Source organism: Variovorax sp. MPBD4-3 (assembly GCF_058809745.1).
Genome location: NZ_JBXASW010000010.1, coordinates 20,338 through 39,237, shown reverse-complemented (window position 1 = coordinate 39,237; position 18,900 = coordinate 20,338). Strand labels below are relative to the sequence as shown.

Below are 18,900 nucleotides of genomic sequence, written 5' to 3'. Positions count from 1 at the left end.
TCATCATGGAAACGCAGCTCGTCGAACTGGACCTGACGGACTGGAATGCGGCCACGCCCAACGAGGCGTGGATCGCGGAGCTGGAAGCGGGCAAGGTGCTGTACTTTCCGCGCCTTGGCTTCGAGCTGCTGCCCGAAGAGCGCAGCCTGCTGACGCCCACTCTGCTGTCGCCCGACGTGCGCAACATCAGCCTCGATGCCAACGGCAAGCTCAAGGGCGCCGTGGGCGACGAGGCGGTGCAGCGCGCGGCAGCCGCGATGGTGGGGCGCTTCCGGGCGCAGGCCACGCAGCTCATTCACGGGTTGCTGCCGCACTACACGCCGGCCCTGCGGCTGGCGCCCACCAGCTACCGGCCGGCGCAGGTCGAAACGCGCGTGCAGTCATGGCGTGCGGATGACCGGCGTTTGCACGTCGATGCATTCCCGTCGCGTCCCAACTACGGCGAACGCATCCTGCGCGTCTTCACCAACGTCAATCCCGAAGGCGCACCGCGCGTGTGGCGCGTGGGCGAGCCTTTCGAGGACATCGCCAAGCGCTTCCTGCCGCGTGCCAAGCCCTATGTGCGCTGGCAGGCCAAGCTGCTGCAGGCGCTGCACGTGACCAAGTCGTTCCGCAGCGAGTACGACCACCTGATGCTGCAACTGCACGACGGCATGAAGTCGGACATGGCGTACCAGGAAAGCTCGCCGCAGGAGACCGCCAAGTTCCCGCCGGGTTCGGTGTGGGTGTGCTTCTCCGACCAGACCTCGCACGCGGTGATGGCGGGGCAATACATGCTGGAGCAGACGCTTCATCTGGCCGCATCGAAGCAATACAATCCCGACTCGAGCCCGCTCGCCATTCTGAGCCGGCTGACCGGACGCACACTCGTCTGATCAATTCCCTCAATCGACCGCCGAACGGCAGCGTTCGGCGGTTTCGCTTTATGGAGAAACAACAACATGGCCACCATTCCGATCACCAAGCGCGGCGCTGAAAAACTGCGCGCCGAACTGCACCAGCTCAAGACGGTGGACCGTCCCTGGGTCATCAACGCGATCTCCGAAGCACGCGCCCAGGGCGACCTCAGCGAGAACGCGGAGTACGAAGTCGCCAAGGACCGCCAGGGCTTCATCGAAGGCCGCATCCAGGAAGTCGAAGGCAAGCTGTCCGCCGCGCAGATCATCGACCCGAGCGAGCTCGACGCCGGCGGCAAGGTGGTGTTCGGCTCCACGGTCGAACTGGAGGAAGAGGAATCCGGCGAGGCTGTGAAGTACCAGATCGTCGGCGAGGATGAAGCCGACCTGAAGCTCGGCCTCATCAACATCTCCAGCCCGATCGCGCGCGCGCTCATCGGCAAGGAAGAGGGCGACACCGCGGAAGTGCAGGCACCCGGCGGCCTCAAGCGCTACGAAATCGTGGCGGTCCGCTACATCTGATTCTTCTTCGAGCCATGAAAGACCGTGTTGCGCTGATGCTGGCCGCCTTCTGGTGGGGCAGCCTCACCACGATCGGTTTCCTGGTGGTTCCGATGCTGTTCGCCAGGCTCGGCAATCCGTCGGTGGCGGGCAATTTCGCGGCGCAGCTGTTCGAGGCGCAGAGCTGGATTGCCGTTGCCTGCGGGCTGATCCTGCTGATCCACTTTCGCGCCAAGGCCGACGACCGCATGGACGGTCCCGCGCTGACGGCGATTTTCCTGATCCTCGGGGCGCTGCTGCTGGCGTTGCTTCAGCAGTACGCCGTGGCGCCGCGCATCGTGGCGCGCGACAACCTCAAGCTGTGGCACGCCGTCGGCAGCGGCATGTACCTGGTGCAGTGGATATGTGCCGGTGCGTTGCTGTGGCGCATGGGCGAGCGCAAGCCGGACTGATTCGTGGCGCGGAGGCGGCAGGTGCCGCTTCCGCAATCCCTCACTCTTTCCAGTATTTCGCAACCCAGCTTGCCGGCCGGATGAACCGGAAGGCGCGGTTGCGGCGGCCTGCCAGCGCGTCCGGGGGGTTGCATTCGCCATGGAACACCATGACGCGTGCGCCCTCGGGCACAAAGGGCTCTTCCCAGTAGTTGGTCGGCCAGGTCGGGATGCCGTGGTACTTGAAGCTCGGGCACCATTCGGCGGGCCAGTAGGCCAGCTTGCCTTGCTTGTGGAGCATGTCCGACAGGTAGGCCTGCTCGTTGCGATACTGCGCCTGTACCTTGTCCAGGTTGGCGCGCAGGTAGGCCAGGATGTCGGCATGGGCGCCGATCTCGAAGCGGTAGACCGATGAGTTGCCGGTGATGCGCTCTCGCCGCCAGGGGCGTGGGTAGTCGTGAATGATCAGGAACTCGCCGGGCTGCTCGAAAAAGGCGTCGAGGCTGCCCACGACGACCACGTCGAGGTCGAGGAAGAGGGCGGTGCCGCGCAGGCCGTACAGGTCTTTTTCAAACGTGGTGAGCTTCTTCCAGCCTCCGTCGCGCTGGCCGGGGGCCAGGTTCAGGTTCAGCTGCGGAATCGGCAGGCACGTCACCTCCGGGCGAATGCCGTTGCCGTCGTCCGTCAGGCACACGAACTTGAAGTCGCCGCCGAGGTTGCGGCGCACCATCGCGTAGAGCCGGTTGACGTATTCGGGGCCGTATTTCGTGCCCCACTTCATGCAGAGGATATGGCGCTGGGCGCCCTGCGCTGCCACCGGCCTCAGTCCGACTGGTTGCGCTTCTTGGCCGACAGCGGCCGCTTGGCCTTGGCGCGCTTGATGGTGCCGCCGGGGGTGAGGCGCTGGTTGCCGAGCACGCGCAGCGTCTTGATTTCAGGGCGCTGGCCGCCGCGCTTGCTGTACTTGACGATCTTCACGTCGCGCGGGCCGGGCATGCGGTCTTCGTCGATCACGCGCTCTTTTTCGGGCTTTGGGCGCCACAGCACCAGCAGCTTGCCGATGTGCTGGATGGGGGCGGCGTCGAGCTCTTCAGCCAGTTCGCGCAGCATGGCGTCGCGGGCGAGGCGATCGTCGGAGAAGACGCGGATCTTGATCAGGCCATGGGCCTTGAGCGCCGCATCGGCTTCTTTTTTTACGGCAGGGGTGAGCCCGTCTCCACCGACCATGACGATCGGATCCAGGTGGTGAGCTTCGGCGCGGTGCACCTTGCGCTCGGCAGGGGTAAGTTGAATGGCGGGCATCCCCGTATTATCGACGCGTACACGAAGACCCCCATGAGCACCAAAGCCAAAAGCAAAAAAGTCAACAAAGCGTGGCTTCACGACCATATCAACGACCCCTACGTGAAGCTCGCCACCAAGGAGGGTTATCGCGCGCGGGCCGCCTACAAGCTCAAGGAAATCGACGAGTCGCTCGGCCTCGTCAAGCCGGGCCAGCTGGTGGTCGATCTCGGCTCCACGCCCGGGGCCTGGAGCCAGTACCTGCGCCGGCGCATGTCGCCGGACGGCGCCGCGGCCGGCGAACTCAACGGCACCATCATTTCCCTGGACATCCTGCCGATGGAACCCATCGAGGGAGTGACCTTCCTGCAGGGCGACTTCCGCGAAGATGCGTTGCTGCAACAGCTGCTCGGCGTGCTGGCCGGCCGCAAGGCCGATCTGGTGGTGTCCGACATGGCGCCCAACCTGTCGGGCATCCATTCGGCCGATGCCGCCCGCGTGGCGCACCTGATCGAGCTTGCAATCGACTTCGCCCAGCACCACCTGAAGCCTGAAGGCGCTCTGGTGGCCAAGCTCTTCCACGGCAGCGGGTACGACGACCTTGTGAAGCTTTTCAAGGCCAATTTCCGCATCGTGAAGCCCTTCAAGCCCAAGGCGTCGCGGGACAAATCGGCCGAAACCTTCCTGGTGGGAATGGGCCTGAAGGCCTCGGATACGCCTTGATACCTTGCCGCCGATTGCCCGTACAGGGCGCAAACCCCTGTCAGGCTATGGCTGCTTTAGGGAAATGCCCGCTTTTCGCAGCTTGAAAAGCCTAAAATGGGGCGCAATTGCGTACCCACAGCGCGTATTTTCATTTTCCCGTCACGCGCTTTCGACTGGAGCTTCGTTTGAACAATCAGTGGTTTTCCAAAGTTGCCGTATGGCTCGTCATTGCCATGGTGTTGTTCACTGTGTTCAAGCAGTTCGACACCCGCGGTGGCGTCGGCTCGGGAGCAGTCAGCTACTCCGAGTTTCTGGACCAGGTCCGGAATAACCAAATCAAGAGCGCCGTCATTCCCGAAGGCGCGGCCGGCGGCGAGATCATCGCCGTCACCAACGACGATCGCAAGATCCGCACGACCGCCACGGTGCTCGACCGCGGCCTCGTGGGCGACCTGATCGACCACAACGTCAAGTTCGACGTCAAGCCGCGCGAAGAGAGCTCGCTGCTCATGACGCTGCTGGTCAGCTGGGGCCCGATGCTGCTGCTGATCGGCGTGTGGATCTACTTCATGCGACAGATGCAGGGCGGCGGCAAGGGCGGGGCGTTCAGCTTCGGCAAGAGCAAGGCCCGCATGATGGACGAGAACAACAACACGGTCACTTTCGCCGACGTCGCGGGCTGCGACGAGGCCAAGGAAGAAGTCCGTGAAGTCGTCGACTTCCTGAAAGACCCGCAGCGCTTCCAGAAGCTCGGCGGCCGCATCCCCCGCGGTCTGCTGCTCGTCGGCCCTCCCGGCACCGGCAAGACCCTGCTGGCCAAGTCGATCGCCGGCGAAGCCAAGGTGCCGTTCTTCTCGATCTCCGGCTCCGACTTCGTTGAAATGTTCGTCGGCGTGGGCGCTGCCCGTGTCCGCGACATGTTCGAGAACGCCAAGAAGAACGCGCCCTGCATCATCTTCATCGACGAAATCGATGCGGTGGGCCGTCAGCGCGGCGCTGGCCTCGGCGGCGGCAACGACGAACGCGAACAGACGCTCAACCAGATGCTGGTCGAGATGGACGGCTTTGAAACCAACCTCGGCGTGATCGTGGTGGCTGCCACCAACCGCCCGGACATCCTCGACGCCGCGCTGCTGCGCCCCGGCCGTTTCGACCGCCAGGTGTACGTCACGCTGCCGGACATCCGCGGCCGTGAGCAGATTCTCGGCGTGCACATGCGCAAGGTCCCACTGGGCCAGGACGTGAACCCGAGCGTCATCGCCCGCGGCACCCCCGGCATGTCGGGCGCCGATCTGGCCAACCTCTGCAACGAAGCCGCCCTGATGGCCGCCCGCCGCAATGCGCGCGTGGTCGAGATGCAGGACTTCGAGAAGGCCAAGGACAAGATCTTCATGGGCCCCGAGCGCAAGAGCATGGTGATGCCCGAGGAAGAGCGCCGCAACACGGCCTACCACGAGTCCGGCCACGCCCTCATCGGCAAGCTGCTGCCCAAGTGCGATCCGGTCCACAAGGTCACGATCATTCCGCGCGGCCGCGCCCTGGGCGTGACCATGAGCCTGCCCTCGCAGGACCGCTACAGCTACGACCGCGAATACATGCTCAACCAGATCAGCATGCTGTTCGGTGGCCGCATCGCCGAGGAAGTGTTCATGCACCAGATGACCACCGGCGCAAGCAACGACTTCGAGCGCGCGACTTCCATCGCCCGCGACATGGTCACGCGCTACGGCATGACCGACGCGCTGGGCCCGATGGTCTATGCCGAGAACGAAGGCGAAGTGTTCCTGGGCCGCTCGGTCACCAAGACGACCAACATGAGCGAGCAGACCATGGAAAAGGTCGACTCCGAAGTGCGCCGCATCATCGACGAGCAGTACGCCCTGGCGCGCCGCCTGATCGAGGAGAACAGCGACAAGATGCACGCCATGGCCAAGGCGCTGCTCGAGTGGGAAACCATCGACAGCGAACAGCTCGACGACATCATGGCCGGCCGCGCTCCGCGTCCGCCCAAGGACTGGACGCCGCGCATCCCGCCTTCGGGCAGCGGTGGCAGTGGTGGCACGCCGGCCGTCAATCCCGACCCGGCGCCCACAGCGGCCTGAGGTGGGCTTGATCTCAAGCGATAACGGGGCCTCTGGCCCCGTTTTTCATGGTGGGGCTGCCGTCTGGCAGACCTCGCGCTTTCGCATCGACCTGTCGCAGCCGCGCGTGATGGGCATCGTCAACGTCACGCCCGATTCCTTTTCCGACGGCGGCGCGCATGCGTCCACCAGCGCCGCGCTAGAGCACTGCGAGCAGCTGCTGAAAGAGGGCGCCGACATCCTCGACATCGGCGGTGAATCGACCCGCCCCGGCAGCCCCGCCGTGCCGCTCGACGCCGAACTGGCGCGCGTGCTGCCGGTGGTGCGCGAGGCCGTGAAGCTCAACGTACCGCTGTCTATCGATACCTACAAACCCGAGGTCATGCGCGCGGTGCTCGACCTGGGCGCCGACATCGTCAACGACATCTGGGCGCTGCGCCAACCCGGCGCGCGCGAGGCCGTGGCGGCGCATCCGTCTTGCGGCATCTGCCTGATGCACATGCACCGCGATCCGCAGACGATGCAGGCCGTGCCGATGAGCGGCGACGTGATCCCCGAAGTGCTGTTGTTCCTTCAGGCGCAGGTGCAACTGCTGCGCGCGCTGAAGGTCGATCCTTCGCGCATCACGTTGGACCCCGGCGTCGGCTTCGGCAAGACCGTGGCGCAGAATTTCGCGCTGCTGGCGCGGCAACGCGAGCTGCTCGAGGGCGGACTGCCGCTGCTCCTGGGCTGGTCGCGCAAATCGTCGATCGGTGCCGTCACGGGCATCGAAGCGGCAAGCGGGCGCATCGTGCCCAGCGTCGCCGCGGCGGTGCTGGCGGTGGACCGCGGCGCAGCCGTGGTGCGCGTGCACGACGTGCGCGACACGGTGGCAGCCATCTCCGTATGGCGCGCCATGAGGGCGGAAGAGCCAACACAAACACAACAAGGCACACAGCAACCATGACACGTAAATATTTCGGCACCGACGGCATTCGCGGCACCGTCGGCCAGGCGCCCATCACCCCGGACTTCGTGCTGCGCCTGGCGCATGCCGTGGGCCGCGTGCTCAAGAAGAGCCAGGCCAAGAGCCAGGCCCGCCCGACGGTGCTGATCGGCAAGGACACCCGCATTTCCGGCTACATGCTCGAATCGGCGCTCGAGTCGGGCTTCAATTCGGCCGGCGTCGACGTGGTGCTGCTCGGCCCGCTGCCCACGCCCGGCGTGGCGTACCTCACTCGCGCCCAGCGCGCGAGCCTGGGCGTGGTGATCAGCGCGAGCCACAACGCCTACCCCGACAACGGCATCAAGTTCTTCAGCGCGCAGGGCACCAAGCTCGACGACGCCTGGGAGCTGGCGGTGGAAGCCGCGCTGGAAGAAGACCCGGTGTGGGTCGATTCCGCGAACCTCGGCAAGGCCCGCCGCCTCAACGACGCGCCCGGCCGCTACATCGAGTTCTGCAAGAGCACCTTCGCCAACGACCTCACGCTGCGCGACATGAAGCTGGTGGTCGATGCGGCGCATGGCGCGGCCTACCAGGTGGCGCCCAACGTGTTCCACGAACTGGGCGCGGAGGTGAGCAGCATCGGCGTCTCGCCCGACGGCCTGAACATCAACAAGGGCTTCGGCGCCACCCATCCCGAAGCGCTGGTGGCCGCCGTGACGGTGCAGAAAGCCGACTACGGCATCGCGCTCGACGGCGACGCCGACCGCCTGCAGCTGGTCGACGCGAGCGGGCGGCTGTTCAACGGCGACGAACTGCTCTACCTGATGGTGGCGGAGCGCATTGCGCGCGGCGAGAAGCCCGTGGGCGTGGTCGGCACGCTCATGACCAACAAGGCCGTCGAGGTCGCCCTGCGCGGGCTCGGCATCGAATTCGTGCGGGCCAAGGTCGGCGACCGCTATGTGCTCGAAGAACTCGACAAGCGCGGCTGGCTGCTGGGCGGCGAAGGCTCCGGCCATCTGCTGGCGCTCGACCGCCACACCACCGGCGACGGCATCGTCAGTGCGCTGCAGGTGCTGCAGGCCTGCGTGCGCAGCGGCAAGACCGTGGCGCAGTTGCTCGACGGCGTCACGCTGTTCCCGCAGACGCTGATCAACGTGCGCATTGCCCCCGACCAGAACTGGAAGGACAACAAGGCGCTGGCCACCGAAACCGAACGCATCGAGGCCGAACTCGGCGATGCCGGCCGCGTGCTGATCCGCGCGAGCGGCACCGAGCCGCTGGTACGGGTGATGGTCGAAGCCCGCGACGCGCAGCTGGCCGAATCCTGTGCCAAGCGCCTGGCTGCGACGCTGGAACTCGCGCGATGACGGCGGGCACGCAGATCGAGGTGTTTCTTGCCGACTACCGCGACGCGGCCCAGGCCGCGGCCGTGGTGGATCTTCTCAACGCCTATGCAAGCGAGCCGGCCGGCGGCGGTGTGCCGCTCGACCCCGCGGTGCGCCAGGACCTTCCGGCGGCCCTGGCGGCGCGTCCTCAGGCCTTCAGCGTGCTCGCTTTCGAGGGCGGGCAGCCCGTGGGCCTCGTCAACTGCCTGGAGGGCTTCTCAACCTTCGCCTGCAAGCCGCTGGTCAATGTGCACGACGTGGTCGTGCTGCCCAGCCATCGCGGCCAGGGCGTTGCGCAAAAGATGTTCGCTCGGGTCGAGCAGGAGGCGCGCAGGCGCGGCGCCTGCAAGCTCACGCTCGAAGTTCTATCGAACAACAAGCCCGCGCTGCGCACCTACGAGCGCGAGGGCTTCGCGAGCTACCAGCTCGACCCGGAATTCGGGCACGCGGTGTTCCTGCAGAAGAAGCTCTGAAAAGAAAAAGGGCCGGGGCGAATCGATCGCCGTCGGCCCTTGCCGCAACCCTGTCCCGCGAGGGAGAGGGTGCGAGACAGATTCAGAAGCGCGTCACCGGCATTTCGGCGTCGGCCTTGTTCGGTGCGTACTTGCCCAGTTCCCACTTGGCGATCGCGTTGCGGTGCACTTCGTCCGGGCCGTCGGCAAAGCGCAGCGTGCGGGCACCGGCGTAGGCGTAGGCCAGCGGGAAGTCGTCGCACATGCCGCCGCCGCCGTGCACCTGCATGGCCCAGTCGATCACCTGGCAGGCCATGCTCGGCGCCACCACCTTGATCATCGCGATCTCGTTCTTGGCGACCTTGTTGCCGGCCACGTCCATCAGCCATGCGGCCTTGAGCGTGAGCAGACGAGCCATGTCGATCTTGCAGCGCGCTTCGGCGATGCGTTCCTGCGTCACGGTCTGCGAAGCGACGGTCTTGCCGAAGGCCACGCGCGACGAGGCGCGCTTGCACATCAGCTCGAGCGCGCGCTCGGCCAGGCCGATCAGGCGCATGCAGTGGTGGATGCGTCCCGGGCCGAGGCGGCCCTGGGCGATCTCGAAGCCGCGGCCTTCGCCCAGCAGGATGTTGCCCACCGGCACGCGCACGTTCTCGAAGTACATCTCTACGTGGCCGTGCGGCGCGTCGTCGTAGCCCATCACGTTCAGCGGGCGCACGATGCGGATGCCCTTGGCATCGGCCGGCACCACGACCATGCTCTGCTGCGAATGGCGGGGTGCGTCGGGGTCGCTCTTGCCCATGGTGATGAACACGGCGCAGCGCGGGTCGGCGGCACCGGAAATCCACCACTTGTGGCCGTTGATGACGTACTCGTCGCCCTGGCGCTCGATGCGCGTGGAAATGTTGGTGGCGTCGCTCGATGCAACGTCGGGCTCGGTCATGGCGAAAGCGGAGCGGATCTGGCCGTCGAGCAGCGGCTTGAGCCAGCGTGCCTTGATTTCTTCCGAGCCGTAGCGCGCGATGGTCTCCATGTTGCCGGTGTCCGGCGCCGAGCAGTTGAAGGCCTCGCTGGACCACGGCACCGCGCCCATGATCTCGGCCAGCGGCGCGTATTCCTGGTTGGTGAGGCCGGCGCCGGAATAACCGGAGGCCGAAGCGCTGTCGACCGGCAGGAACAGGTTCCACAGGCCCTGGGCCTTGGCTTTCTCCTTGACCTTCTCGACCGTCTTCAGCGCCGTCCAGCGCTTGCCCGCGGCCGTGTTGGCGGCCAGCTCGGCGCTGTACTCGGCTTCGGCCGGGTAGATGTTTTCGTCCATGAACGCCTTGACGCGTTTCTGCAGGTCTTTGGTCTTGGCCGAGTATTCGAAATCCATCTTCGTCTCCTGGTGGGTGTGGGGGCGGCGGTCAGGCCTTCTGGGCGAATTGCCAGGCCATTTCAGCCATGGGGCGCGCGCCGCGGGCCGAAGCCACGGCTTGTTCGCTCGATGCGGTGCCGGCCTCGACCCGCTTGGCAATGCCTTGCAGGATCGCGGCCATGCGGAACAGGTTGTAGGCCTGGTAGAAGTTCCAGTCGGGCGCCAGCGCCTCCGGGGTGCTGATGCGGGTGCGTTCGCAATAGCGGCGGATGTATTCGCTCTCGGTGGGAATGCCCAGCGAGGCGACATCCACGCCGCCGATGCCGCGGCCCGTGCTCGGCGGCATGTGCCACGACATGCAGTGGTAGCTGAAATCGGCCAGCGGATGGCCCAGCGTGGAAAGCTCCCAGTCGAGCACCGCGATGATGCGCGGCTCGGTGGCGTGGAACATCACGTTGTCCAGGCGGTAGTCGCCGTGGACGATCGACACCTTGCTTTCGTCGCGAGCGCTCGCCGGCATGTGGGCGGGCAGCCAGTCGATCAGCCGCTCCATGGCCTCGATGGGCTGCGAGAGTTCGCCGGCACCGTCGGTCGAGGCCTTGTACTGCTTGCTCCAGCGGCCGATCTGGCGCTCGAAATAGTTGCCGGGCTTGCCATAGTCGGCCAGCCCGCGCTCGGCGAACTTCACCGTGTGCAGCGCCGAGATCACGCGGTTCATCTCGTCGTAATGGGCCGCGCGCTCGGCATTGCTCATGCCGGGCAGCGACTGGTCCCACAGCACGCGGCCCTGCATGAACTCCATCACGTAGAAGGCGCGGCCGATGATTGATTCGTCTTCGCACAGGCAGTACATGCGCGGGACCGGCACGTCGGTGCCGGCCAGGCCGCTCATGACCTTGAACTCGCGCTCCACCGCGTGGGCCGAGGGCAGCAGTTTCGCAACAGGGCCCGGCTTGGCGCGCATCACGTAGCTCTGCGAAGGCGTGACCAGCTTGTAGGTGGGGTTCGACTGGCCGCCCTTGAACATCTCCACCGTCAGCGGGCCCTTGAACCCGTCGAGGTTCTTCTCGAGCCAGGCGGAGAGCGCATCGACGTCGAAGGCGTGCTGTTGCGAGACGGCGCGGGTGCCGATGAAGTTGGAGAAGTCCTGCTGGCTCATGTCGGTTTGTCTTTGTTCTAGCTTTCAGCTTCCGAGACGCGCATCAAGGCCGCGCGATCCAGCACGACCAGGCCGCCCGGCTCGATCCGGATGGTGCCCTCGCGCTCCATCGTCTTGAGTTCCTGGTTGACCCGCTGGCGCGATGCGCCCAGCAGCTGCGCCAGCTCTTCCTGCGCCAGCTGCAGGCCGATGCGCATCTGGCTGCCGTCGTCCAGGTTGGGCACGCCGTAGCTGCGCACCAGGTGGATGAGCTGCTTGGCCAGCCGCGCCCGCAGGGGCAGGGTGTTGAGGTCTTCCACCAGCCCGAACAGCGTGCGGATGCGGCGCGCCTGCAGCCGCATCAGCGCTTCGTACAGCTCCACGTGCGACGCCAGGATCTTCTGGAAATCGGCGCGCGCCACGCAAAGAATGGTGCTGTCGCCGTGCGAGTAGGTGTCGTGCGTGCGCCGGTCCCCGTCGAACATCGCCACGTCGCCGAACCAGATGCCCGGCTCCACGTAGGTCAGCGTCACCTGCTTGCCGGAGACCGCCGTCGAGCTGACGCGCACCGCGCCCTTGGCGCAGGCGATCCAGTGATCGGGCGGGTCGCCGCGGGCGGCGATCAGGTCGCCGTCCTTGTAGCGTTTGACGAAAGCACATCGGAGGATGTCGTGCCGTAGCGATGGAGATAGGGAAGAAAACCAGCGACCACTGTTGATCGCTTCACGTTCTTCGATAGTAAGAATGGGGTCGTCCATTGGTCTGTCCTCTCGGCGACTGAAAAGCTGATGGGTGTCACGGGAGCGACGCAGCGCGCGGTCACTCGTACTGCGGCGGCTTCTTCTCGAGGAACGCGGCAATGCCGATGCCCGCGTTCGGATGGTGCAGGTTGCGCACGAAGTGGTCGCGCTCCTGCGAGAGCTGCGAAGCCAGCGTGGCGCCGCGCGCGTCGCTCAGCAGTTCCTTGATGCTGGCCAGCGAGTTGGGCGCCCGGGTATTGAGCTTGCCCGCCAGCGCCAGCGCGCCGGCCAGCGCCTGGCCGTTCTCGGTCAGCTCGTTCACCATGCCCAGCGCATGCAGGCGCGGCGCGCCGATGCGCTCGCCGTTCATGAGCCATTCGCTCGCCAGCTGGCGCGGCAGCTGCTGGCCCAGGTGCCAGCTCAGGCCGCCGTCGGGCGACAGCGCCACGTTGCTGTAGGAGGCCGCGAAGATGGCGTCGCGCGCCGCCACCACGAAGTCGCAGGCCAGCGCCAGCGAGAAGCCGGCACCGGCGGCGGCACCCTCGACCGCCGCGATGATCGGCTTGGGGAAGGTGCGGATCGAGTCGATCCAGTTGTGCAGCCCCTCGATGCTCTCGGCCTGCACCGAGCGGTCGAGCTGGCGGTTGGCCAGCAGCCGCTGCAGCGAGCCGCCGGCACAGAACCATTCGCCTTCGCCCACGATGACGACGCTGCGGATCTCCGCGCTGCCCTCGGCGCCGTTGAGCGCCTCGATGCCGGCGGCGTAGATCTCGGGGCCCAGCGCATTGCGCTGGGTCGGGTTGGAGATGGTCAGCACCATGGTGCTGCCTTCGCTGGTGCTCTTGAGTTCGGCGGTCATGGTCTGCCTGCTTATTCTTCTTCGTGCAGCAGGCTCAGGCCCAGCGCGCCGCGGCGGCGCAGCCACGGGCTCGGGCGATAGCGCGGATCGCCATACACCGTCTGCAGGTTGAACAGCACCTCGAGCATGTTGGTCGGGCCGTAGAGGTTGCCCATGGCCAGCGGGCCGCGCGGGTAGCCCAGGCCCAGCTGCACCGCGGTCTCGAGGTCGGCCGGCGTGCACACGCGCTGCTGGCACATGTCGGCTGCGATGTTGACGATGGTGCCGATCACGCGCTGCGTGACAAAGCCGCCGCTGTCGCGGATCACGCTCACCGCCTTGCCGTCGCGCGCGAAGAGGGCGTGCGCGGCGTCGCGGATGTCGCGGCGCGTGGCCGGATTGGTGGCGAGCACCCGGCGCTTGGTGGCGGCGTCGTCGATCAGCATGTCGATGCCGATGGTGCGCGTGGCGTCCAGGCGCTCGACGGCGGCGACCGTGGTCACGTCGAAGCCCAGCGGTGCCACCAGGATCAGCGAATGCGGCGCGGGCGCGGCGCCGCTGTCGATCTGCGCGCCCAGCGTGTTCACCAGGCGCAGGAGTTCGGCGCGGCGTGCAGCGCGCGGCGACACCCACACCGACGGCGTGCCGTCGACCACGGGCGCGGGGGCCTCGGGCGCCTGCTGAATCACGCCGTCGGCGTAGCGGTAGAAGCCTTCGCCCGTCTTGCGGCCCAGCGCGCCGGCGGCCAGGCGCTGCGCGGTGATCACGCTCGGGCGGAAGCGGGGTTCCTCGAAGTACTGGTGGTAGATCGACTCCATCACCGGGTGCGACACGTCGAGCGCCGTCAGGTCGAGCAGCTCGAACGGGCCGAGGCGAAAGCCCGCCTGGTCCTTGAGGATGCGGTCGATGGTGGCGAAATCGGCCACGCCTTCGCTGACGATGCGCAGCGCCTCGGTGCCGTAGCCGCGGCCCGCGTGGTTGACGATGAAGCCGGGGGTGTCCTGCGCCTGCACGGCGCTGTGGCCCATCTGCCTGGCGTAGCCCGCCAGTTGCGCGCAGACCTCGGGGGCGGTCTTGAAGCCGGCCACCACCTCGACCACCTTCATGAGCGGCACGGGGTTGAAGAAGTGGAAGCCCGCAACGCGCTCGGGGCGGGCGAGCCCGGCCGCAATGGCCGTCACCGACAGCGACGAGGTGTTGGTGACCAGCGTGGCGCTCTCGGCCACCACGCCTTCGAGTTCGCGGAACAGCTTGCGCTTGACTTCCAGGTCTTCGACCACGGCCTCGACCACCAGGTCGCAGCCGGCGAGCGCCTGGATCGAATCGACCGCCTTGACGCGGGCGACGTACGCGTCGCGCGCGGCGGCGTCGATCTTGCCTTTTTCGTGCAGCTTGTTCCATTGGGCGGCGAGGGCTTCGCGGCCGCGCTCCGCGGCGCCCGCGAAGCTGTCGAGCAGCAGCACTTCGCTGCCTGCCTGGGCGGCGATCTGCGCGATGCCGCGACCCATGGCGCCGGCGCCTATGACGCCGATTCGGGTGTAGTTCACTGTCATTTGCTGAAGATTTTCGCTGGTTGAGGGGTATCCGGCCTGCCGCGCAGGCGTCGACGCAAGCGCTGTCGTCACCTGCGATTTTGCAGTTGCGCGCGGGCGGGGCGTGACGGGTTTTACGCGAGGGCGCGATTTCAGGCCGGGCGGCGGCTGCGGTCGATGGCGGTGCTGAGCGAGATGGCCACCAGCATGACGCCGAAACCGACCCAGCTCATCCAGGCCGCCGCGTCGTGCGCCAGCAGCCAGCCGCCGAGCGCAGCGCCCACGGCCTGGCCTGTATAGATGCCGGAGCTGTTGAGCGCCACCGAGCCCGGCGCGAGGGCCGGCGCCAGGCCCACCAGGCGGGCCTGCTGGGCCGAATTGGTGGCGAAGCAGCCCAACCCCCAGGGCACCAGCAGCACGGCCAGCCAGGCGAGCGTGGAAGCGGTCGGCCACAAGAGCAGACTCAGCGCGATCAGCGAGGTAGTGACCAGCACCATGCGCCCGGCCCCGACGCGGTCGATGAAGCGGCTGACCACCATGTTGCCGATGAGCCCGCAGGCGCCGAACAGGGCCCACATCACGCTCAGCGTGGTGGCGTCCGCGCCGAAGCTCTGCTTGAGGATGGGGCCGAAATAGCTGAACAGCACGAACTGCCCGGCGCCCTGCAGCGCCGTCACCGCCACGATGCCCATCAGCACCGGACTGCGCAGCACGCGCGACCAGGCGGCGGCGGTGAGTGCCGCCGGGCGAATGCCGGCGGGCAGGGTGAGCCAGATCGATGCCGCGCTCACGACGCTGAGCAGCGCAACCGCCACGAAGGCCATGCGCCAGCCCAGGTGCCCGCCGATCAGCGCGCCGATGGGCAGTCCCAGCACCGAGGCCATCGACCAGCCCAGGAACACGAAGGTGACGGCGCGCCCGCGCTGCTCGGGCGGTACCAGCAGGCCGGCGCAGGCTGCGGCCTGGGGCGTGAAGATGGCCGGCGCGATCACCGTGAGCATGCGTACCGGCAGCAGCGCGCCGAAGCTCGGCATGAGCGCCGCGAGAGCGTGGCCCGCCGCATACCAGAGCAGGGTGAGCGCGAGCAGCTGGCGGCGGTCCCACCCCGCGACGGCGGCGGCCAGCAGCGGCGCGCCGATGCACATCACCGCCGCCGCGGCGGTGATCAACTGGCCCGCGGTGGCGACCGAAATGGCCAGCGAAGCGCTGATTTCATTGAGCGTGCCGGGCACGACCATCACGCCCGTGCCGATCACGAAGTTGCCGACCAGCAGCGCCCAGAGCGCACCCTTGGGCGCGGGCCGGCTCACCGGCGAACCTGCAGCGCGCCGGGATTCACGATGTTCGTGGGATTGCCGTTGATGTAGCTCACGACGTTGTCGAAGGCCTGGCCGAAGTAGCTCTCGTAGCTCTCCTGCTCGACGTAGCCGATGTGCGGTGTGCAGATGCAGTTCTCCAGCCGCAGCAGTGCGTGGCCCTGCAGCGGCGGCTCGCTCTCGAACACGTCGATGGCGGCCAGCCCGGGGCGGCCACGGTTGAGCGCCGCGAGCAGCGCGTCGGCCTCGACCAGCTCGGCACGCGAGGTGTTGACGAACAGCGCCGTCGGCTTCATGCGCGAGAGATCCTCGAGCGTGATGAGACCGTTGGTTTCGTCGTTGAGCCGCAGGTGGACCGACAGCACGTCGGCGGCTGCGAAGAACTCCTGGCGGTTCTGCGCCACCTGGAAGCCGTCGGAGCGGGCCTTGGCGCAGCTGGCTTCACGCCCCCAGATCACGACCTGCATGCCGAAGGCCTGCCCGTAGCGCGCGACCAGCTGGCCGATGCGGCCGTAGCCCCAGATGCAGAGCGTCTTGCCCTTGAGCACCGAGCCCAGCCCGAAGTTGGGCGGCATCGAGGCCGACTTGAGGCCCGATTGCTGCCACGCCCCGTGCTTGAGGTTGCTGATGTATTGCGGCAGCCGGCGCATGGCGGCCATGATGAGCGCCCAGGTGAGCTCGGCAGGTGCCTGGGGGGAGCCGGAGCCTTCCGCCACGGCGATGCCGCGCTCGGTGCAGGCCGCCACGTCGATGTGGCCCGCGACGCGACCCGTTTGCGAAATGAGCTTGAGCTTGGGCAGCTTCTCGATGAGCTGCCGGGAGATCTGTGTGCGCTCGCGAATCAGCACGATCACGTCGGCGTCCTTGAGGCGAACCGAGAGTTGCCCGATGCCCTTGACCGTGTTGGTGTAGACCTTGGCTGCGTACGCGTCCAGCTTGGCGGCGCAGCGCAATTTGCGCACGGCGTCCTGATAGTCGTCGAGGATCACAATATTCATGGCGTGCCATTGTGCCTCGCAGCATTGGGATGTCGCACCCCCGAACGTTTGGATACCCACTGCCGACGGGCTCTCCCAGGGGGCCGCGCCTCAGTGCAGGCGTGTGGAGCGGGGCGCGGTGACCATGGCTTCGGCCGCTTCGAGGGCCGCCAGACGGTCGAGCTCCGCGCACACGTCGTCCATGCGGCCGGAGATCACGACACGGTTGCTGCGCTGCTGGCCCTTTCCGTCGACCACACGCACCACGCGCAACGGGCGCGCCGGCGCGGTGGCTGCGGCCGCCGGTGGCGTCGCGCCGCAAGACGGACGCACCGCGACATAGCGCAGGCCGGCGGAACTCTCGCTGTGGTCGAGCGGGGTGTGGCGATGGGGGCGGCGTGCCGGAATCAAACGGTTGGCGAGCGATTGCAGCGGCATCCAGAAATCAGCGATGGCGAGGAGGGCGATTCCCATGTGAACTCCAAAAAAGTATGAGGTTGAACACAGGCAGGATTTCTTGAATCGGCCGCGACAGGGTGATGGCGACTTCGCGCCATACGCCCGCCACCTGTCGCGGCCGGGTGAGTGCTGCCGCCAGCAGGCCTACATCAGCATGGTGTTGCGGATGAGGCCCACGGCGAGGCCTTCGATCTCGAAGGGCTCGCCGGGCTGGACGATGATGGTCGGGTAGTCGGGGTTCTCGGCGTGCAGCTCGATGACCTGCTTGTTGCGTTTCAGGCGCTTGACGGTGACCTCGTCGCCCAGGCGCGCCACCACGATCTGGCCGTTGCGCGCTTCCTTGGTGGCCTGCACGGCGAGCAGGTCGCCGTCCATGATGCCGGCGTCGCGCATGGACATGCCGCGCACCTTGAGCAGGTAGTCGGGCTGGCGCTGGAACAGTGTGTTCTCGACGTAGTAGGTCTGGTCGACGTGCTCTTGCGCCAGGATGGGCGAGCCCGCGGCGACGCGGCCGATGAGCGGCAGTGCCAGTTGCGCCATGCCGGGCAGCGAGAGCGAGAACTGCCCGCCTTCGCGGTGGCGCGTTTCGTTCAGCGAGCGCAGGGCGTCGCCCTTGAGGCGGATGCCTCGCGAGGTGCCGCTGACGAGTTCGATGACACCCTTGCGGGCCAGTGCCTGCAGGTGCTCTTCGGCCGCGTTGGCCGACTTGAACCCGAGTTCATTGGCGATTTCGGCGCGCGTGGGTGGCGCGCCGGTTCGGGCGATGGCGCTCTGGATCAAGTCCAGGATCTGCTGCTGGCGGGCTGTAAGCTTCACGGCGAACTGCATATGTGGTTCCTTGCGGCACTGGCTAGATATCCAGTACCTGTATTTTTAACCAGTTTTAAAGAGTTGACAAGCCATGCCTGATTTCCCTTCGCCTGAACTGCGCCGCGTGGTCGTGCTGGGTACCGGCGGCACCATCGCCGGCAAGGCCGCCAGCAGCGGCGACAACATCGGCTACACGGCGGGGCAGGTGGGCGTGGCGGACCTTCTGGGCGGCATCGAGGCGCCCCAGGGCGTGACGCTGGTGGCGGAGCAGGTCGCGCAACTGGACAGCAAGGACATGTCCCTCGAGACATGGCAAAAGCTCGCGCAGCGCTGCGCGCACTGGCTGGCCGAGCCCGACGTGGCGGGCGTGGTGATCACGCACGGCACCGACACGCTGGAGGAGACGGCCTTCTTCCTGCATTCCGTACTGGCGTGCGCGAAGCCTGTGGTGCTGACCTGCGCCATGCGCCCGGCGAGCGCGCTGTCGCCCGATGGTCCGCAGAACGTGCGCGATGCCATCGGCGTGGCTCTGGCAGCGGGTGCGAAGGGGGTGACCGTGGTGTGCGCCGGCGCGATGCACAGTGGCGCCGACGTGCAGAAAGTTCACACCTACAGGCTTGATGCCTTCGCATCAGGCGATGCAGGCGTGGTGGGCTATGTGGAAGAAGGTGAAGTGCGCCGCGTGAGGGCGTGGCCCGAGGGCGGGGCGCTGCCGGCTTCGAAGATCTTCGAGGCGGCCGCCGTCCAGTGGCCTCGTGTGGAAATCGTCATGAGCCATGCCGGCGCGAGCGGTGCGGTCGTCGAGGCGCTGCTGCAGCCCGGCAGCGCCGAACCGGTCCGTGGACTGGTGCTGGCCGCCACCGGCAACGGCACGCTGCATCACGCACTCGAAGCGGCTGCGCTGAAGGCGCTGGAGGCGGGCGTGGCGGTGGTTCGCGCGACGCGCTGCATGAACGGGCGCATCCTGCCGACAGCCGATGACCGCCTGCGGGACGCGGGCACGCTCACGCCGGTGAAGGCGCGCATCGCGCTGATGCTCGATTTGCTCGGGTGAGGTGGTGGCCGCCCTGACGGAG

Annotated in this window: 20 protein-coding genes; 9 read left to right on the top strand and 11 right to left on the bottom strand. The window is 67.1% G+C overall.

Going from position 1 to position 18,900, the window contains the following annotated elements:
- Positions 1 to 5 precede the first annotated feature (5 nt).
- The 3 genes from kdoO to AC1RVW_RS08440 all read left to right on the top strand — a co-directional run bounded on the left by kdoO (position 6) and on the right by AC1RVW_RS08440 (position 1,849).
- A complete protein-coding gene (kdoO, locus tag AC1RVW_RS08450) occupies positions 6 to 875 on the top strand; it encodes a Kdo hydroxylase KdoO (protein WP_285414085.1) in 870 nt (289 codons plus the stop codon).
- 66 nt (positions 876 to 941) lie between these two features.
- Positions 942 to 1,418, top strand: coding sequence for a transcription elongation factor GreA (gene greA, locus AC1RVW_RS08445; protein WP_081267249.1), 477 nt, complete (start codon positions 942 to 944; stop codon positions 1,416 to 1,418).
- A 14-nt stretch (positions 1,419 to 1,432) separates the two neighbouring features.
- Positions 1,433 to 1,849 (top strand): DUF4149 domain-containing protein, encoded by a 417-nt coding sequence (locus AC1RVW_RS08440; RefSeq protein WP_409195376.1) that lies wholly within the window; start codon positions 1,433 to 1,435, stop codon positions 1,847 to 1,849.
- Between the two features lie 40 nt (positions 1,850 to 1,889).
- Here AC1RVW_RS08440 and AC1RVW_RS08435 read toward each other — a convergent pair whose 3' ends face one another.
- Positions 1,890 to 2,609 (bottom strand): glycosyltransferase, encoded by a 720-nt coding sequence (locus AC1RVW_RS08435; RefSeq protein WP_285414083.1) that lies wholly within the window; start codon positions 2,607 to 2,609, stop codon positions 1,890 to 1,892.
- A gap of 41 nt (positions 2,610 to 2,650) precedes the next feature.
- A complete protein-coding gene (locus AC1RVW_RS08430) occupies positions 2,651 to 3,130 on the bottom strand; it encodes a YhbY family RNA-binding protein (RefSeq protein WP_106934685.1) in 480 nt (159 codons plus the stop codon).
- Between the two features lie 33 nt (positions 3,131 to 3,163).
- Here AC1RVW_RS08430 and AC1RVW_RS08425 point away from each other — a divergent pair, with 33 nt between their 5' ends.
- The 5 genes from AC1RVW_RS08425 to AC1RVW_RS08405 all read left to right on the top strand — a co-directional run bounded on the left by AC1RVW_RS08425 (position 3,164) and on the right by AC1RVW_RS08405 (position 8,678).
- On the top strand, positions 3,164 to 3,832 hold the full coding sequence (locus AC1RVW_RS08425) for an RlmE family RNA methyltransferase (RefSeq protein WP_106934684.1): 669 nt from the start codon (positions 3,164 to 3,166) through the stop codon (positions 3,830 to 3,832).
- A 167-nt stretch (positions 3,833 to 3,999) separates the two neighbouring features.
- Positions 4,000 to 5,916, top strand: coding sequence for an ATP-dependent zinc metalloprotease FtsH (ftsH, locus tag AC1RVW_RS08420; RefSeq protein WP_081267244.1), 1,917 nt, complete (start codon positions 4,000 to 4,002; stop codon positions 5,914 to 5,916).
- 109 nt (positions 5,917 to 6,025) lie between these two features.
- Positions 6,026 to 6,841: a dihydropteroate synthase gene (gene folP, locus AC1RVW_RS08415; RefSeq protein WP_493199383.1), complete on the top strand. Its 816-nt coding sequence runs from the start codon at positions 6,026 to 6,028 to the stop codon at positions 6,839 to 6,841.
- Positions 6,838 to 8,187, top strand: coding sequence for a phosphoglucosamine mutase (gene glmM / locus AC1RVW_RS08410; protein ID WP_493199254.1), 1,350 nt, complete (start codon positions 6,838 to 6,840; stop codon positions 8,185 to 8,187). The genes folP and glmM overlap by 4 nt, the downstream gene beginning before the upstream one ends.
- Entirely contained in the window at positions 8,184 to 8,678 is a 495-nt protein-coding gene (locus AC1RVW_RS08405) for a GNAT family N-acetyltransferase (RefSeq protein WP_493199252.1), read from the top strand. The genes glmM and AC1RVW_RS08405 overlap by 4 nt, the downstream gene beginning before the upstream one ends.
- Positions 8,679 to 8,760: 82 nt before the next feature.
- Here the strand turns inward: AC1RVW_RS08405 and AC1RVW_RS08400 are convergent, their stop codons facing one another.
- From AC1RVW_RS08400 to lexA, 9 genes are all read right to left on the bottom strand, one after another.
- Positions 8,761 to 10,032 carry an acyl-CoA dehydrogenase family protein gene (locus AC1RVW_RS08400; protein WP_493199250.1) on the bottom strand — a complete coding sequence of 424 codons (1,272 nt, stop codon included), beginning with the start codon at positions 10,030 to 10,032 and terminating at the stop codon, positions 8,761 to 8,763.
- A gap of 31 nt (positions 10,033 to 10,063) precedes the next feature.
- Complete coding sequence (locus AC1RVW_RS08395) at positions 10,064 to 11,173, bottom strand: phosphotransferase (protein WP_493199248.1); 1,110 nt, start codon at positions 11,171 to 11,173, stop codon at positions 10,064 to 10,066.
- A gap of 17 nt (positions 11,174 to 11,190) precedes the next feature.
- Entirely contained in the window at positions 11,191 to 11,910 is a 720-nt protein-coding gene (locus AC1RVW_RS08390; protein ID WP_081270381.1) for a Crp/Fnr family transcriptional regulator, read from the bottom strand.
- A 61-nt stretch (positions 11,911 to 11,971) separates the two neighbouring features.
- Complete coding sequence (locus tag AC1RVW_RS08385) at positions 11,972 to 12,751, bottom strand: oxepin-CoA hydrolase, alternative type (protein WP_081270380.1); 780 nt, start codon at positions 12,749 to 12,751, stop codon at positions 11,972 to 11,974.
- Positions 12,752 to 12,762: 11 nt separating this feature from the next.
- Entirely contained in the window at positions 12,763 to 14,283 is a 1,521-nt protein-coding gene (locus AC1RVW_RS08380; RefSeq protein ID WP_493199245.1) for a 3-hydroxyacyl-CoA dehydrogenase, read from the bottom strand.
- A gap of 131 nt (positions 14,284 to 14,414) precedes the next feature.
- Positions 14,415 to 15,572, bottom strand: coding sequence for an MFS transporter (locus AC1RVW_RS08375; protein ID WP_106934680.1), 1,158 nt, complete (start codon positions 15,570 to 15,572; stop codon positions 14,415 to 14,417).
- On the bottom strand, positions 15,569 to 16,576 hold the full coding sequence (locus AC1RVW_RS08370) for a D-2-hydroxyacid dehydrogenase family protein (RefSeq protein ID WP_081270377.1): 1,008 nt from the start codon (positions 16,574 to 16,576) through the stop codon (positions 15,569 to 15,571). The genes AC1RVW_RS08375 and AC1RVW_RS08370 overlap by 4 nt, the downstream gene beginning before the upstream one ends.
- Positions 16,577 to 16,666: 90 nt before the next feature.
- On the bottom strand, positions 16,667 to 17,029 hold the full coding sequence (locus tag AC1RVW_RS08365) for a hypothetical protein (RefSeq protein WP_081270376.1): 363 nt from the start codon (positions 17,027 to 17,029) through the stop codon (positions 16,667 to 16,669).
- A gap of 129 nt (positions 17,030 to 17,158) precedes the next feature.
- Entirely contained in the window at positions 17,159 to 17,842 is a 684-nt protein-coding gene (lexA, locus tag AC1RVW_RS08360) for a transcriptional repressor LexA (protein ID WP_013541704.1), read from the bottom strand.
- A 73-nt stretch (positions 17,843 to 17,915) separates the two neighbouring features.
- Here lexA and AC1RVW_RS08355 point away from each other — a divergent pair, with 73 nt between their 5' ends.
- Positions 17,916 to 18,878, top strand: a complete 963-nt coding sequence (locus AC1RVW_RS08355; protein ID WP_493199242.1) for an asparaginase — start codon at positions 17,916 to 17,918, stop codon at positions 18,876 to 18,878.
- Positions 18,879 to 18,900 lie beyond the last annotated feature (22 nt).